The sequence below is a fragment of the Phenylobacterium sp. LjRoot219 genome, from assembly GCF_964252995.1.
Lineage (GTDB): Bacteria > Pseudomonadota > Alphaproteobacteria > Caulobacterales > Caulobacteraceae > Phenylobacterium.
The window spans coordinates 702,671-715,828 of the sequence record NZ_CAXUQI020000001.1 but is presented as its reverse complement, the minus strand read 5'-3'; the positions used below and the strand labels follow the sequence as shown (position 1 = coordinate 715,828).

The 13,158-nt window shown below is 69.8% G+C and carries 13 protein-coding genes; 6 read left to right on the top strand and 7 right to left on the bottom strand.

What is annotated here, in order from left to right; translation table 11 throughout:
* The first annotated feature begins 125 nt into the window (after positions 1-125).
* The 3 genes from ACSQ14_RS03495 to ACSQ14_RS03485 all read left to right on the top strand — a co-directional run bounded on the left by ACSQ14_RS03495 (position 126) and on the right by ACSQ14_RS03485 (position 2,806).
* Positions 126-1,382, top strand: a complete 1,257-nt coding sequence (locus ACSQ14_RS03495) for a TetR/AcrR family transcriptional regulator (RefSeq protein WP_436009769.1) — start codon at positions 126-128, stop codon at positions 1,380-1,382.
* A 9-nt stretch (positions 1,383-1,391) separates the two neighbouring features.
* The gene (locus ACSQ14_RS03490; RefSeq protein ID WP_436009767.1) at positions 1,392-2,342 is read left to right on the top strand and encodes a DMT family transporter; all 951 of its coding nucleotides are present in this window, start codon (positions 1,392-1,394) and stop codon (positions 2,340-2,342) included.
* Between the two features lie 92 nt (positions 2,343-2,434).
* Positions 2,435-2,806: a glycine zipper 2TM domain-containing protein gene (locus ACSQ14_RS03485; protein ID WP_436009765.1), complete on the top strand. Its 372-nt coding sequence runs from the start codon at positions 2,435-2,437 to the stop codon at positions 2,804-2,806.
* 151 nt (positions 2,807-2,957) lie between these two features.
* Here the strand turns inward: ACSQ14_RS03485 and rnhA are convergent, their stop codons facing one another.
* Positions 2,958-3,407: a ribonuclease HI gene (rnhA, locus tag ACSQ14_RS03480; protein WP_436009763.1), complete on the bottom strand. Its 450-nt coding sequence runs from the start codon at positions 3,405-3,407 to the stop codon at positions 2,958-2,960.
* Positions 3,404-4,369 carry a homoserine kinase gene (gene thrB, locus ACSQ14_RS03475; RefSeq protein WP_436009761.1) on the bottom strand — a complete coding sequence of 322 codons (966 nt, stop codon included), beginning with the start codon at positions 4,367-4,369 and terminating at the stop codon, positions 3,404-3,406. Before thrB ends, rnhA begins: the two co-directional genes overlap by 4 nt.
* Positions 4,370-4,456: 87 nt before the next feature.
* Between thrB and ACSQ14_RS03470 the strand changes: the two genes are divergently transcribed.
* Positions 4,457-4,684 carry a hypothetical protein gene (locus ACSQ14_RS03470; protein WP_436009759.1) on the top strand — a complete coding sequence of 76 codons (228 nt, stop codon included), beginning with the start codon at positions 4,457-4,459 and terminating at the stop codon, positions 4,682-4,684.
* Positions 4,685-4,826: 142 nt separating this feature from the next.
* On the opposite strand, the gene ispH is transcribed toward ACSQ14_RS03470, so the two are convergent.
* Entirely contained in the window at positions 4,827-5,780 is a 954-nt protein-coding gene (ispH, locus tag ACSQ14_RS03465; protein ID WP_436009757.1) for a 4-hydroxy-3-methylbut-2-enyl diphosphate reductase, read from the bottom strand.
* Between the two features lie 128 nt (positions 5,781-5,908).
* Here ispH and ACSQ14_RS03460 point away from each other — a divergent pair, with 128 nt between their 5' ends.
* Entirely contained in the window at positions 5,909-6,586 is a 678-nt protein-coding gene (locus ACSQ14_RS03460; protein WP_436009755.1) for a Tat pathway signal sequence domain protein, read from the top strand.
* Complete coding sequence (locus tag ACSQ14_RS03455; RefSeq protein ID WP_436009753.1) at positions 6,583-8,388, top strand: arginine--tRNA ligase; 1,806 nt, start codon at positions 6,583-6,585, stop codon at positions 8,386-8,388. Before ACSQ14_RS03460 ends, ACSQ14_RS03455 begins: the two co-directional genes overlap by 4 nt.
* A gap of 124 nt (positions 8,389-8,512) precedes the next feature.
* On the opposite strand, the gene ACSQ14_RS03450 is transcribed toward ACSQ14_RS03455, so the two are convergent.
* The 4 genes from ACSQ14_RS03450 to ACSQ14_RS03435 form a co-directional block, all read right to left on the bottom strand.
* Positions 8,513-9,280 (bottom strand): hypothetical protein, encoded by a 768-nt coding sequence (locus tag ACSQ14_RS03450; RefSeq protein WP_436009751.1) that lies wholly within the window; start codon positions 9,278-9,280, stop codon positions 8,513-8,515.
* A 156-nt stretch (positions 9,281-9,436) separates the two neighbouring features.
* On the bottom strand, positions 9,437-10,231 hold the full coding sequence (locus ACSQ14_RS03445) for an MBL fold metallo-hydrolase (RefSeq protein WP_436009749.1): 795 nt from the start codon (positions 10,229-10,231) through the stop codon (positions 9,437-9,439).
* Positions 10,232-10,503: 272 nt separating this feature from the next.
* Positions 10,504-10,680, bottom strand: a complete 177-nt coding sequence (locus ACSQ14_RS03440; protein ID WP_436009747.1) for a hypothetical protein — start codon at positions 10,678-10,680, stop codon at positions 10,504-10,506.
* 251 nt (positions 10,681-10,931) lie between these two features.
* Positions 10,932-13,055 (bottom strand): KAP family NTPase, encoded by a 2,124-nt coding sequence (locus ACSQ14_RS03435; RefSeq protein ID WP_436009746.1) that lies wholly within the window; start codon positions 13,053-13,055, stop codon positions 10,932-10,934.
* Between the last annotated feature and the right edge of the window lie 103 nt (positions 13,056-13,158).

The following is a 13,158-nucleotide window of genomic DNA, read 5'->3' as shown; positions in this document are numbered from 1 at the left end:
GCGGGCGACGGGGTGCGGTACAGACGGCGTGTGAAACTGGAACGACTGTTATGTTGCAGTCTTACGACGCACGGTGGTCTCCCGCAAGGCTTGCGCCCGAGCGCGGGCCCCAAGACAATGCGGCGATGTCCAGCCGCCCGTCGGCCGCGCGCGCCGCGGCCTCCTCCACCAAAACGCCGGAAGTCGGGGAAGCCGCGAGTCGGGCGGAACGCCTCGTCGCCGCCGCCGCGCTGCAGATCTCCGAGCACGGACTGGCGGCGGCCTCGGCCCGGTCGGTCGCCGCGACGGCGGGCGCCTCGGCCAGCGCGATCAACTACAACTTCGGCGGAATAGAACGACTGTTATCCCTGGCGTTTGAACAGGGAACCGCGCGCACCGCCGCCTGGCTGGAAGCGCGTCGCCAGGAGCTGGACGCCCTGCCCCGCACGCCCGACGGCGCGGTGCGGGCGCTGGAGCACGTCGTGCGCGAATGGACGCTCGGCGCGCGGCCGCTGGCCCTGCTCTACCAGGAGCGGCGGGCGGTCGCCCCGGCGCACGGCGGCGGCCCCTGGACCGCGCTGTGGCGCGACTTCTGGCTGGCGACCGCCGACGACTTCGGCCTGGACGCGGCGCAAGGCCGGCTGATGCAGCTGTTCTTCGAATCCGAGGGCCTCTACCACCTGTCGGCCTGGTCGCCGGCGCTGGAGGGGGCGGTGCTGCGCGAACTCGCCGACCACTTCGGCGCCGTGTGGCTGGGCGCCTCGCCGATGCCGGCGATCGGCGCGCTGGCCCAGGCCGAGCGCAGCGCGGGCGCGCTGACCTACGGGACGCTGACGCCCGCGGCGGCGCGCATCGCCGTCGCCGCCGCGGCCACCGCCGAGGCCGGCCTGGGCGGCCTGACGCACCGCGCGGTGGCGGCGCGCGCCGGCGTCACCACCGGAGCAGTGACCCACCACTTCCGCACCATCGAGGAGCTGACCGCCGGCGCGATCCGCGGCCAGGTGCTGGCGCTGACCCCGCCGGACGGCGAAGCCGGGACGCGCTCGGTCGAGGACAGCCGCAGCCGCGAGGAGTTCATCGCGACGATCCGCCCGCACACCCTGCGCGACGGGCCGGCGGGTCCGGCGCTGGCGCGGCGCAACCTGTTCCTCGCCGCGGTGCGCCGGCCCGAACAGGCCGCCTGCGCCGCGGTCATCCGCTTCGCCCACGGCGGCACCACCCGCCGCGGCCTGCAAGGCCTGCTCGATCTGCCGCCCGAAGTGTTGTCGCTGCGCGCCGCCGTGCTCTCGCGCCTGCTGTCGGCGATCTGGTACGCCACCGCCGCGGACCCCGCGCCGGTCGAAACCCGCGCCCGGCTGTTCGAGGCGATCAGCGCGCGCGCCTTCGTCCCCGAAGCCGGCTAGTCAGGGCGCATGGCCAAAGACCAAGCCACCCAGCCAGGACGCGGCGCGCTAGGGGCCATCTATCAGCAGCCGTACCTCCTGCTGGTCCTGACCACCCTGGCGTGGGGCGGCAACGCCGTGGCCAGCCGGCTGGCGGTCGGCGAGATCTCGCCGATGCTGCTCACCGCCGGCCGCTGGAGCCTGGTGCTGGCGATCGTCGGCGTGCTGGGCCGCGACGCCATCGCCCGCAACGCAGCCCGGATGCGCGCCCAGTGGCGGCCGATCCTGGCGATGGGCGTCTGCGGCTTCACCGCCTTCAACGCGCTGTTCTACGTCGCCGGTCACCTGACCAGCGCGGTGAACATCTCGATCCTGCAGGGCTCGATCCCGATCCTCGTCATGCTCGGCGCGCTGGCGCTGCATCAGACGCCGGTCAAGGCCGGCCAGGTGCTGGGCATGCTGATCACCCTGGCCGGGGTGCTGACCGTCGCCAGCCACGGCGACCTCGCCGGGCTGGCGCGGCTGCGGTTCAATCCCGGCGACCTGCTGATGCTGGTCGCCTGCGTGCTCTACGCCGGCTACACCCTGGGCCTGCGCGGCCGCGAGGGCGTCTCGACGCTATGGTTCTTCGCCGGGCTGGCGGCGGCGGCCTTCGCCAGCTCGCTGCCTTTGGCCTTCGCCGAACTCGCGCTCGGCCAGGCGGAGGCGCCGACCGGGCGCGGCTGGGCGATCCTGCTCTACGTCGCGCTCGCCCCGTCGTTCGTCGCCCAGCTGTTCTACATGCGCGCCGTGCAGCTGATCGGCCCGGCCCGCGCCGGCCTGTTCGTCAATCTTGTCCCGGTGTTCGGCGCGCTGCTGGCGGTGCTGCTGATCGGCGAGCCGTTCCGCCCGCATCACGCCGCAGCCCTGGGCCTGGTGCTGCTCGGCATCGCCCTGGCCGAGACCTCCGCACGCCGCGCCGCGCGACGCGCCGTGGCCTGAGGCGCGACCGCGGGCCGCAGGCCCGCCGCCTTGGTGTGGCCACAACAGCTTGGCAGTGGCGCGGGCAAACTAGAACCGCAGGGGACCTGCATATGCGCAAGACGGTCATCGCCGCCGCCCTCGCCGCCCTCGTCATACCCGTCGCCACCTCGGCGCTGGCCGACCCGCCGCCCTGGGCCCCGGCGCATGGCCGCCGCGCCAAGGAGCGGATCTATGACGACCACGGCCGCTACTACGAGCCGCGGCCGGTCAGCCGCGAGCGGACCTGGCGCGGCAAGGATGGCCGCTACTATTGCAAGCGCGACAACGGCACCACCGGCCTGGTGATCGGGGCCGCCGCCGGCGCCCTGGTCGGCCGCGAGCTCGACGGCGGGCGCGACCGCATGACCGGCACCATCCTGGGCGCCGCCGCCGGCGGCCTGCTCGGGCGCGAGATCGACCGCGGCCCGGTGAAGTGCAGCTAGGCGCGGGCTTAGAGCGCACTTTCTGAACCGCTCTCCCCCGCGAAAGCGGGGGCCCAGGCGTTTTTTGCTGTCCAGGCGGCGGCCTGAAGCTTCCGAACATAAAAAGCCCGGATCCCCGCTTTCGCGGGGACGAGCGGATGAAAGGGGGCTTCTAGGCCGCCCGGCCGAGGCCTTCCTTCAGGCCCTGGCGCGCCAGTTCGTCGGCGCGCTCGTTGAGCTCGTGCCCGGCGTGGCCCTTGACCCAGCGCCAGTCGACCTCGTGGCGCTGGCGCGCGGCGTCGAGCCGCTTCCACAGGTCGTCGTTCTTCACCGGCTTCTTGTCGGCGGTCAGCCAGCCCCGGCGCTTCCAGCCGTGGATCCACTCGTGGATGCCCTTCTGGACGTACTGGCTGTCGGTGTGCAGCTCGACCTTGCAGGGCTTGGTCAGAGCCTCGAGCGCCCGGATCGCCGCCATCATCTCCATGCGGTTGTTGGTCGTCGCCGGCTCGCCGCCCTTCATCTCCTTGCGCTTGTCGCCGTAGATGAGGATCGCGCCCCAGCCGCCGGGCCCCGGATTCCCCGAGCAAGCGCCGTCGGTGTAGATCACCACCTGCGGGGTCATGCGGCGGCTCCGAACAGCACCAGGTCAGGGGCTGCGCGGTGCACCGCCAGCTTGCGCTCGTATTCCAGCGGGTCGTGCGGCTTCACCAGGGCGTCGGCCGGGGTCGAGCCCCAGTCCTGCAGCCGGGTCAGGAAGAAGCGCATCGCCGCCCCGTGGGCCAGCACCGGCAGCGCTGCGCGCTCGGCGCCGCTCAGCGGCCGGTGCGTCTCATAGCCGGCGACCAAGGCGCGTGCGGCGGTGATGTTGAAGCTGCCGTCCGGCTCGAAGCACCAGGCGTTGAGCGCGATGGCCAGGTCGTAGGCCAGGGCGTCGTTGCAGGCGAAATAGAAGTCGATCGCGCCGGCGAACTCCTTGGCGTGGAAGAAGACGTTGTCCGGGAAGAAGTCGGCGTGGATCACCCCGGCCGGCAGGCCGGTCGGCCAGGCCCGCTCGAAATGCGCCAGGTCGGCCTCGATCGTCGCCTTCAGGCCCGGCTTCAACGCCTCCGCCGCGGCGCCCAGCGGCGCGAACATCGGCGCCCAGGCGGCCTGGCCGAGGTCGTTGGCTCGGGTCAGCGGAAAGCCGTCGGCGGCCAGGTGCAGCCGGGCCAGCCCCTCGCCCGCCGCGCGGCAGTGCGCCACGCTCGGCCGGCGCACCGACATACCGGGCAGGAAGCCGACGATGGCGCACGGCTTGCCGCGGATCCGCTTCAGCGCCTCGCCCTGGCGGTCGGCCATCGGCGCTGCGGACGGATAGCCGTGCTGCGCCAGCCAGCGCATCAGCCCGAGGAAGAACGGCAGCTCCTCCTCGCGGGTTCGGCTTTCGTAGACGGTCAGGATGAACCGCCCCGCGTCCGTCTCCAGCAGGAAGTTGGAGTTGGAGACCCCCTCGGCGATGCCCTTGAAGCTAAGCGCCTCGCCAAGATCGAAATCGGCCAGAAGCTTGGCCAGCTCGTCGTCCGTTATGTCCGTATAAACCGCCATGCGCGCTGCCCTGCGCGAGCGCGCCGGGCAGGTCAAGACACCTCGGACGCCGCGTGGTAGGTTCGGGAGCTTTCGGAGGAGCTGTCTATGATCGCGCTGAAGGTCGAAAAAATTGGCGACCAGGTCGCTGTGATCCTCAACGAAGAAGCCATCGACTTACTGAACGCCAAGGTCGGCGGCGTGCTGCACCTCGAGCCCACGCGCGACGGCCACGTGCTGGCGGCGGTCACGCAGGAAGTCTGGGTCGAGGACCCGCACGCCCGCGGCCGCGCCTTCCTCAAGCGCTACAACCGGACCTTCGAACAGCTGAGCTGAGACGTTCGATAAAGGGCCGAGCGCCCCTCCCCGCTCACCCCCGCGAAAGCGGGTTCTGTTCCGATGCGACAGAAGAGCGGCGCCTGCCTGGGCGACAAAAACGCCTGGATCCCCGCTTTCGCGGGGACGAGCGGAGTGGTGATTACTCGACCAGCGCCCGCGGCAGCTTGAAGCTGACCGTCTCCGGCTCGGCCTCGGCCTCGGCGACGGTGAGGTCGAAGCTCTCGCGCAGGCGGTCGAGCACGCCGTGCACCAGCACCTCGGGAGCCGAGGCCCCGGCCGTGACGCCGACCGTCCGCGCGCCCTGCAGCCAGGCGAGATCGAGCGCCGCGGCGTCCTCAATCAGATAGGCCGCAGCGCCCGCCCGGCGGCCGACCTCGGCCAGCCGCACCGAATTCGACGAGTTGGCGCTGCCCAGCACCAGCAGCACGTCGCTCTTCGCGCCGATCGACTTGACCGCCTCCTGGCGGTTGGTGGTCGCGTAGCAGATGTCTTCCTTGTGCGGCGCGGCGATCGCCGGGAAGCGGGCGCGCAGCGCGGCCACGATCTCGGCGGTGTCGTCGACCGACAGGGTGGTCTGGGTGACGAAGGCGACATTGGCGGCGTCGCGCGGGGTGAAGGCCTGGGCGTCGGCGACGGTCTCGATCAGGGCGACCGCGCCGTCGGGCAGCTGGCCCAGGGTGCCGACCACTTCCGGGTGGCCGGCGTGACCGATCAGCACGATCTCGCGCCCGGCGTCATAGTGCCGCTGGGCTTCGACGTGCACCTTGGAGACCAGCGGGCAGGTGGCGTCGAGGTAGAGCATGTTGCGCGCCCGCGCCGCCGCCGGCACCGCCTTCGGCACCCCGTGGGCGGAGAAGATCATCGGCCGGTCGGCCGGCGCCTCGTCCAGCTCCTCGACGAACACCGCGCCCAAAGAGCGCAGCCGCTCGACCACGTGCCGGTTGTGGACGATCTCGTGGCGCACATAGACCGGCGCGCCGTACTTCTCGATCGCCCGCTCGACGATCTGGATCGCGCGGTCGACCCCGGCGCAGAAGCCGCGCGGGCTGGCGAGCAGGACGGTGAGCTTGGGAAGCGGACGGGGATCGGACATGGGCGCGGAATCTAAGGGGTCGCGCCTCTCGCCGCCAGCCGCGTTGCGGCCGCATTCGTCACGCTGTACTTAGGCTCAACACCCGCGCGCGCTTCTCCGCGCCCCTTCTCGATTGATGGACGCCTTTCATGCGCCGCCTGCTCCTCGCCGCCGCAGCCTTCGCGATGGCGGCCACCTCCCTGCCCAACCTGGCCCACGCCCAGGGCGCTCCTGGCGGCGACCAGCAGGACGACGCCGCGTCGAAGAAGAAGAAGTCCGACGAGTGGGGCGACAAACAGGCGCCGCTGCCGGCGATGCGCAACGCCGGCCCCTGCCCGTTCGTGAAGACGCTGTACGACGCCGCCCGCTACGTCGAGTTCAAGGGCGCGCAGGAATCCTCCAGCGCCGTCGGCTTCACCGGCGAGATCCAGGGCGTCTCGGCGTCCTGCGCCTACAAGAGCGACGACCCGATCCGCGTGGAGATGAACCTGCTGTTCGAGCTCGGCCGCGGTCCGCAGGCCGAGGGCTCGTCCAAGACCTTCCGCTACTGGGTGGCGGTGACCGACCGCAACCGCGAGGTGATCGCCAAGCAGAGCTTCGAGCTGCCGGTCAACTTCCCGGCCGGTCAGGACCGCGTCTACAAGTCCGAGACCATCGAAGGCATCGTCATCCCGCGCGCCACGCCGACGGTGTCGGGCGCCAATTTCGAGGTCCTGGTCGGCTTCGAGGTGACGCCGCAGATGGCCGCCTTCAACCGCGAGGGCAAACGGTTCCGGCCGAACGTCGCGCCGACCGTCGCCTCGCAGGATAAATCCAAGCGCCAATGAGCGATCTGAAACGGACTCTGAGCGAAGCGGTCCAGACCGCCTTCGCCAGCCTTGGCTTGCCCGCCGAGCTTGGCCGGGTGACCGCCTCCGACCGGCCCGACCTGGCCGACTTCCAGTCGAACGGCGCGCTCGCCGCCGCCAAGCGCGTCGGCAAGAACCCGCGCGAGCTGGCGACCGCCGTCGCCGAACAGCTGGCCAGCGATCCGCGGCTGGCGTCGGTCGAGGTCGCGGGGCCGGGCTTCATCAACCTCAAGCTCGCCGAGGGCGAACTGTCGCGCCGGGCGAACGAGATCGCCGCCGACCCGCGCGCCGGGGGCGAGACGGTCGAGGCGCCGCGCCGGGTGCTGGTCGATTACGGCGGCCCGAACGTCGCCAAGCCGATGCACGTCGGCCACCTGCGCTCGTCGATCATCGGCGAGTCGCTCAAGCGGCTGTATCGCTTCCGCGGCGACGAGGTGGTCGGCGACGCCCACTTCGGCGACTGGGGCTACCAGATGGGCCTGCTGATCGGCGCGGTGACCGACGAGAACCCGACGATCGCCGCCGCCGTCGAGGCGCTGAACGCCAAATTCGATCGACCGGCCGACCTGCCGGCCAGCTGGACCGAGCTGGAGCCGGCGGAGTTCGAAGGCGTCACCCTGGCCGACCTCGACCGGCTCTATCCGGAGGCCGCGGCCAAGGGGAAGAGCGAGCCCGCCTACCGCGACCGGGCGCGCAAGCTGACCGCCGAGCTGCAGGCCAAGCGTCCCGGCGCCTACCTGCTGTGGCGGCGCTTCGCCAAGGTCACCCGCGTGGCGCTGGAGCGCGACTTCCATGCGCTCGGCGTCGACTTCGACCTGTGGAAGGGCGAGAGCGACGTCGACCCGCTGATCCCGTCGATGGTCGACGACCTCGCCGCCAAGGGCCTGCTGGTCGACGACCAGGGGGCGAAGATCGTCCGGGTCGCGCGCGAAGGCGACAAGCGCGAGCTGCCGCCGCTGCTGGTGGTCTCGTCGGAAGGCTCGGCCATGTACGGCACGACCGACCTGGCGACGATCCTCGACCGCAAGACCAGCTTCGATCCGCAGCTGGTGATCTACTGCGTCGACCAGCGCCAGGCCGACCACTTCGAGATCGTCTTCCGCGCCGCCTACCTCGCGGGCTACGCCAAGGACGGCCAGCTGGAGCACATCGGCTTCGGCACCATGAACGGGACCGACGGCAAGCCGTTCAAGACCCGCGAAGGCGGCGTCCTGAAGCTCAACGACCTGATCCAGATGACCCGGGAGAAGGCGCGCGAGCGGCTGCACGAGGCCGGCCTCGGCGAGAACCTGCCGGAAGCCGAGTTCGAGGCGATCGCCCAGAAGGTCGCCGTCGCGGCGCTGAAGTTCGCCGACCTGCAGAACTTCCGCGGCACCTCCTACGTCTTCGACCTCGACCGCTTCACCAGCTTCGAGGGCAAGACCGGCCCCTATCTGCTGTACCAGGCGGTGCGGGTGAAATCGCTGCTGCGCAAGGCGGCCGACGAGGGTGCGAGCGCCGGGCCGGTGGTGATCGCCGAGCCGGCCGAGCGCGACCTGGCGCTGACGCTCGACGCGTTCGATGCGGCGCTGGTCGAGGCCTACGATCGGTACGCCCCCAACGCGGTCGCCGAGCACGCCTACCGGCTGTCGCAGAGCTTCTCGAAGTTCTACGCCGCCTGCCCGATCCTGCAGGCCGAGCCGGCGGTCCGCGCCAGCCGCCTGACGCTGGCCCAGACGACGCTGCGCCAGCTGGAGCAGGCGCTGGAGCTGCTGGGGATCAGCGTTCCCGAGCGGATGTAGGCGCTTCGCTTCCTCTCCCGTGCAACGGGAGAGGGGGACCGCGCGCCGAAGAGCGCGTGGTGGGGAGGGCGAGCCGCCGGCAGGGCGGTTCAACCTGAAATTCCGCTCAATCGCCGCGGCCGGCTCAGCGGCCGCGGCCTTCCCTCTCCACCGCCCGGTGTTCCCCGGGCGGTCCCCCTCTCCCGCACGCGGGAGAGGAAGAAAGGGCGCCGGGGTCGTCTCCGGAAGGCTCTGGCCCCGGCGGGTCCAGCCAGCGGATCGCCGTCAGCGGCGCGCCCACAGATCCGCCCGCCAGCTCGTCCTGCGCCCAGGCCTCTTCGGCGAGACGCGTCCAGTCGGGCGCCAGGCCCAGGTCATGGCAGACCCGGGCGATGATCTCGCTGACCGGCCGCGCCGTCAGCTCGCCGTAGATGTCGTCGTCTTCGAGCCGCTCATAGGCCTCGTCGGCCAGCCGCTCGCCCTCGGCCTCGTCGGCCGCCTCCGCCCGGATCAGCCGCTCGACGATGCGCTCGACGCGCGCTTTACGCGCCGCCTGCGCCTCCCGCCTTTCGCGGCCGGCCTCGGCCTCACAGCGGACCCGCCGGCGCACCGCCTCCTCGTCCAGCGCCTGCAGCTCCTTGACCACCCGCCCCTGCAGGGCGACCGTCAGCCGCACCGCCCGCGACACCCGCGCATAGGCCAGCGCGACGTCGCCCGACGCCCCGGGCGGCGCCACGGGCGCCGCTTCGGCTGCGTCATCCTCCGCGGCCTCCGCCGCCGTCGCCCGCCGCTCGACCGAAAGCGCGATGTTCAGCCCCGCCTCGGCCAGCCGCCCCAGCACCGCCAGCTGCCGCTCGAGCACGGCCCGCAGCGCGGCGGCGGCCGCCGCCGGAGCGGCTTCGTCCGCTGGCATCGCGGCGGCTGAGGGGGTGGCGGAATGGGACATTGGCGAACATTGCGAGAACATTCGCCCAATTTGTCAAGGCGTGCGGTCCGGCGGCTCCGGCGCCGGGAACGGACAGCGGTCCGTCCGCCCCGAGACGCAACCGACAGCCGATGGATGGACAAGTTAGAAAAGAGGCTGCGGTACGGCGGAGGGCAGCTTCGCCATTTGGTCGAACGCGCTCGACACCGAAGGCCCGCGGATCGTCGGCGTGTGCGCCCCGACGATCACCTCAATGTCGAGCCTCACCAACTTCTCGACCTCGGCCTTGAGCCGGCCTTCGTCCACCAATGAAATCCAGGGGCAGAGAGAATGGTGGTGAAAACGCACCATGCCCTCTGTCCACATCTGGGCGGGCATCTGATCCACGTAGTCGACCAGGTCTGTGGGCATGGGCGCGCAGAACGCGTCCGAGGAGTAGTAGACGCGGGTCATGGGATCAAACAGACCGCGGGTATAGGGGCTGTCGTAGACGGGCGGCCGGACGGCGCGGAGAACGCGATCTCCGACATCCAACAGCTCGCCGTCGTCGATCAACCGCATGCGCTCAAGGGGAACGCCCAGGCACGCCGCGGTACGAAACGAGCCCGCCCGGCTCGCGACGACGGTCGCATTCGGGCACCTCTCAAGGGCCTCGATGAGATTGCCGGCGTGGTCGCCGTCGTCGTGAGTGACGTAGATCCACCGTATCGCCTCGGGCTCGACGAGTGAGAACACGTCGCGGAACCAGTCATCCCGGCTCGTGACGATTCCGGTGTCGACGATGATCGGCTCGCGCGCGCGGATGAGCATGGAATTCATGCTCGTGGCCAAGCCGCCCAGAGACGGCACGGCGGCGCGGATGACAAACGTGTCGGGAGCGACCTCGAGCGGCCTTTGCCGCAGCAATTCGGGCGAAAGGTTCAGTCCGGAAGCGGTCACAGGAACCTCCGAGGAGCCTAGGCCGAGATGAACGCGGTTTGGACTATGCACTGATGCTCGCGGAACGGTAGTTCGGCGGCAGGAACGAACGCTCGCATGTGATGCAGGTCGCGCCAACGGGTTTGGCTTCGCAACGGGCGGCGATTTTCGGGAATGGGTATCCTGTCCCCATATCGCACCGCCCGTGAGACCCGCGCATAGGCCAGCGCGACGTCGCCCGACGCCCCGGGCGGCGCCACGGGCGCCGCTTCGGCTGCGTCAGCCTCGGCGGCCTACGCCGCCGTCGCCCGCCGCTCGACTGAAAGCGCGATGTTCAGCCCCGCCTCGGCCAGCCGCCCCAGCACCGCCAGTTGCCGCTCGAACACCGCCCGCAGCGCGCCGTCGGCCGCCGCCGGGGCGTCGGAGGCCCCCGGGGTCGCGGCGGCTGAGAGGGTGGCGGGACGGGACATTGGCGAACATTGCGAGAACATCCGCGGAATTTGTCAAGGTGTTTGGGCCGGAGCCAGCACCGATAGGCGGCTGAGCAGCGGCAGGAGCGGGCCTTGGCTGCCGGCTGAATAGCGGGAGGGACGCTGCCTGCCCCTCAGCAGTTGCTTCCGACCTTGTCAGATTGGACCGCAACGCAGAACGGACCGATGGCTCAGCACATCCATCAGAGCCGGCGCTGATAGCTTCGGAGGGCAACCGCAATCAGGCGAGGCTAGTCCTCCTCGTCCTCATCGCCGTGGTCGAACACTGTGTCCCTGCCCTCAAGCGAACGACGAAGGCGACGAAGGCAGGCGTCAATCCAGCTCTTGACCTCCTTTCCCTCGCCCGCAGCCTCCATTCGCGACTGCACTAGCGACGCGTCCATCAGCCGGTCGAGCGTCAACTGATCGATGCCGTGGCCGGGTGGGACGACGAGTGCGGCGAAGGACGCTCGGCCCTCATAGGTGCTGAGTTGTCCTGTCAGGCTCTCACGAAGCGAATTGTCCCAGTTACCCGTGTTGCTCAGCGCAAACAGCGCCTCGCAGTTCGGAATGCGACGAAGGAGGCGTCCCTCCGTGAGCGCGGACCTGTAAAGCTTGTCGGTGCTGTCCCGGAGATCTTCTGTTTCGCGTCGGTCGAAGATGAACTCGCCACGCCTTTCGCCCTGCGAGTGATGCGTGAGGCCCCAGCGAAATAGGTGCTTCCGAAGGATGCCCGGCGACAGGATGAGATCGCCATCGTCCACGAGCGCCGCAACGATCTTCTGCACGCGCCCAGCCTCGCTCCTTTCGCGAAGTCCTAGGCGAAAGAGTTGCGCAATTGCATCGTCTGCCACTGCGAAATGCGGCTCAGGCTCCAAGTACCAGTCGTGATCGCGCACGAGAGCGCGAGAAAGGGTGCGGAAAAATGGGACATCCCCGCGCTCAGGGAGCTTGAGCAAGAGATCGTCAAGCCGGTCGAGAATCGGACGCAGTTCGCCCTCGGCCAACAAGCGCCGCAGCGCGAGGGCGAGTTCCGCTTCATCGGGCTCATGCCAAAGCCGCTCAACGGCCACGCGTGAGGTGATGCCCGGTGCATCGCCGAGATAGAGCGTGCGAACCAGATTGCGTCGCCGCGAGAGGCGCTCGCCGCTGTTCTCGCGCCCGCCCTCACCGAACCGGGGAAAAAGAAGCTGCAACAGTTCCTCGTGCGGCTTTGCCGTGACGCCTAGTGCCTCGTCGAGACTTGGCTCCATCTTCTCGATGCGCTCCACGACGCGTCGCGTCATTTCCGGGGCGTTGGGATCGTCGACGAAAGCTTCCAAGTTGCGCGCAATGGCATCCCGCAGCGCCGGAGCCTTGGTCAGGAGCCAGCAATATCCCAGTAGGTCGGCGGCGCTGACTTCCAGTCTCAGCATTCGGTCGAGAACGGCGTAGGCTCCGGCCAGCCGCTTAATCTCCCGTGGCGTCGAGACAGCGTTGCGGATGCACGCCACGACCTCGATTTCGCTGTCCGTCAGGTCGGGTGGAAGCTGAACGCCGTGGTGTTCTAGAAGCCTGTCAAGCAGCCGCTCGACATCGTGCGTAAAGAGCGGCCGCAGCGGGATCGGATGCTGAACGATCTTTTCTAAGTATGCCTCGCCCGAGCGGCGACGCGACTCGCCCTCGCCACGTCCTAGAGCATCGGCAACACGTTCGGGATCGTAGGCGACGAGGTACGAAATCCCCTTGATGTCTCCGACCGCCTTCACAAGTTGGGCGACCGCGCGCACGTCGTCGTCCTCGATCCGGTCGAGCTCGTCGATCAGGACAACGACCGCAACCTCGGCTTTCTCAAGCTTCTCTTCGAGGGCGCGGCGTTCCTCCTGAGGCAAGAGGTCCTTGGGGCGCGTGATGAGTTTCAGTCCCGCGAGGCCTTTCAGAATTGCCTTCCCCACCCATGCCGGCGCCACCGTATCTGCGGCGAACGCCACAACTTGCCCGCCTGCGCTAATGTCCGCCCGATACTTGTCCAGCGCGGTCCGGGCCTCACGGACCTTCTCCGAGGAGCTCCGCCCCAACGCATCGCGAAGTTCGTCGAAAAAGGCTGCGAAGAGTTCATCGCGGCCCTGGAATAGCCAGGGATTGAACGTGGCGACTGCGACGTGCTCGACGCCTCCGAGGTGGTCGGCGAGCAGGTTCACGATGCTTGACTTGCCGGAGCCCCACTTGCCCGTCAGGCCCACGACGATGCCAGTTGCACGGCGCGCCACGAAGCGGCCGTCGTCATCCTTCTCGTCGTAGACCAGCGCGCGAGCTAGGTTCTCAACGAACGGAGTACGGTCGAGCCGGTCGTCGCGAGCACGCTCGATCGGCCGATCCTGAGCGAGGTCGGACATATAGCAGAGCTTATTCAAATGCGATCGCTGCGTCAGCCTCCCCCCCGCCGAGCGGCCCCTCCCCCTCCCCGCCACTCCCGCGTTGACTCCGCCGCGCCTCTCG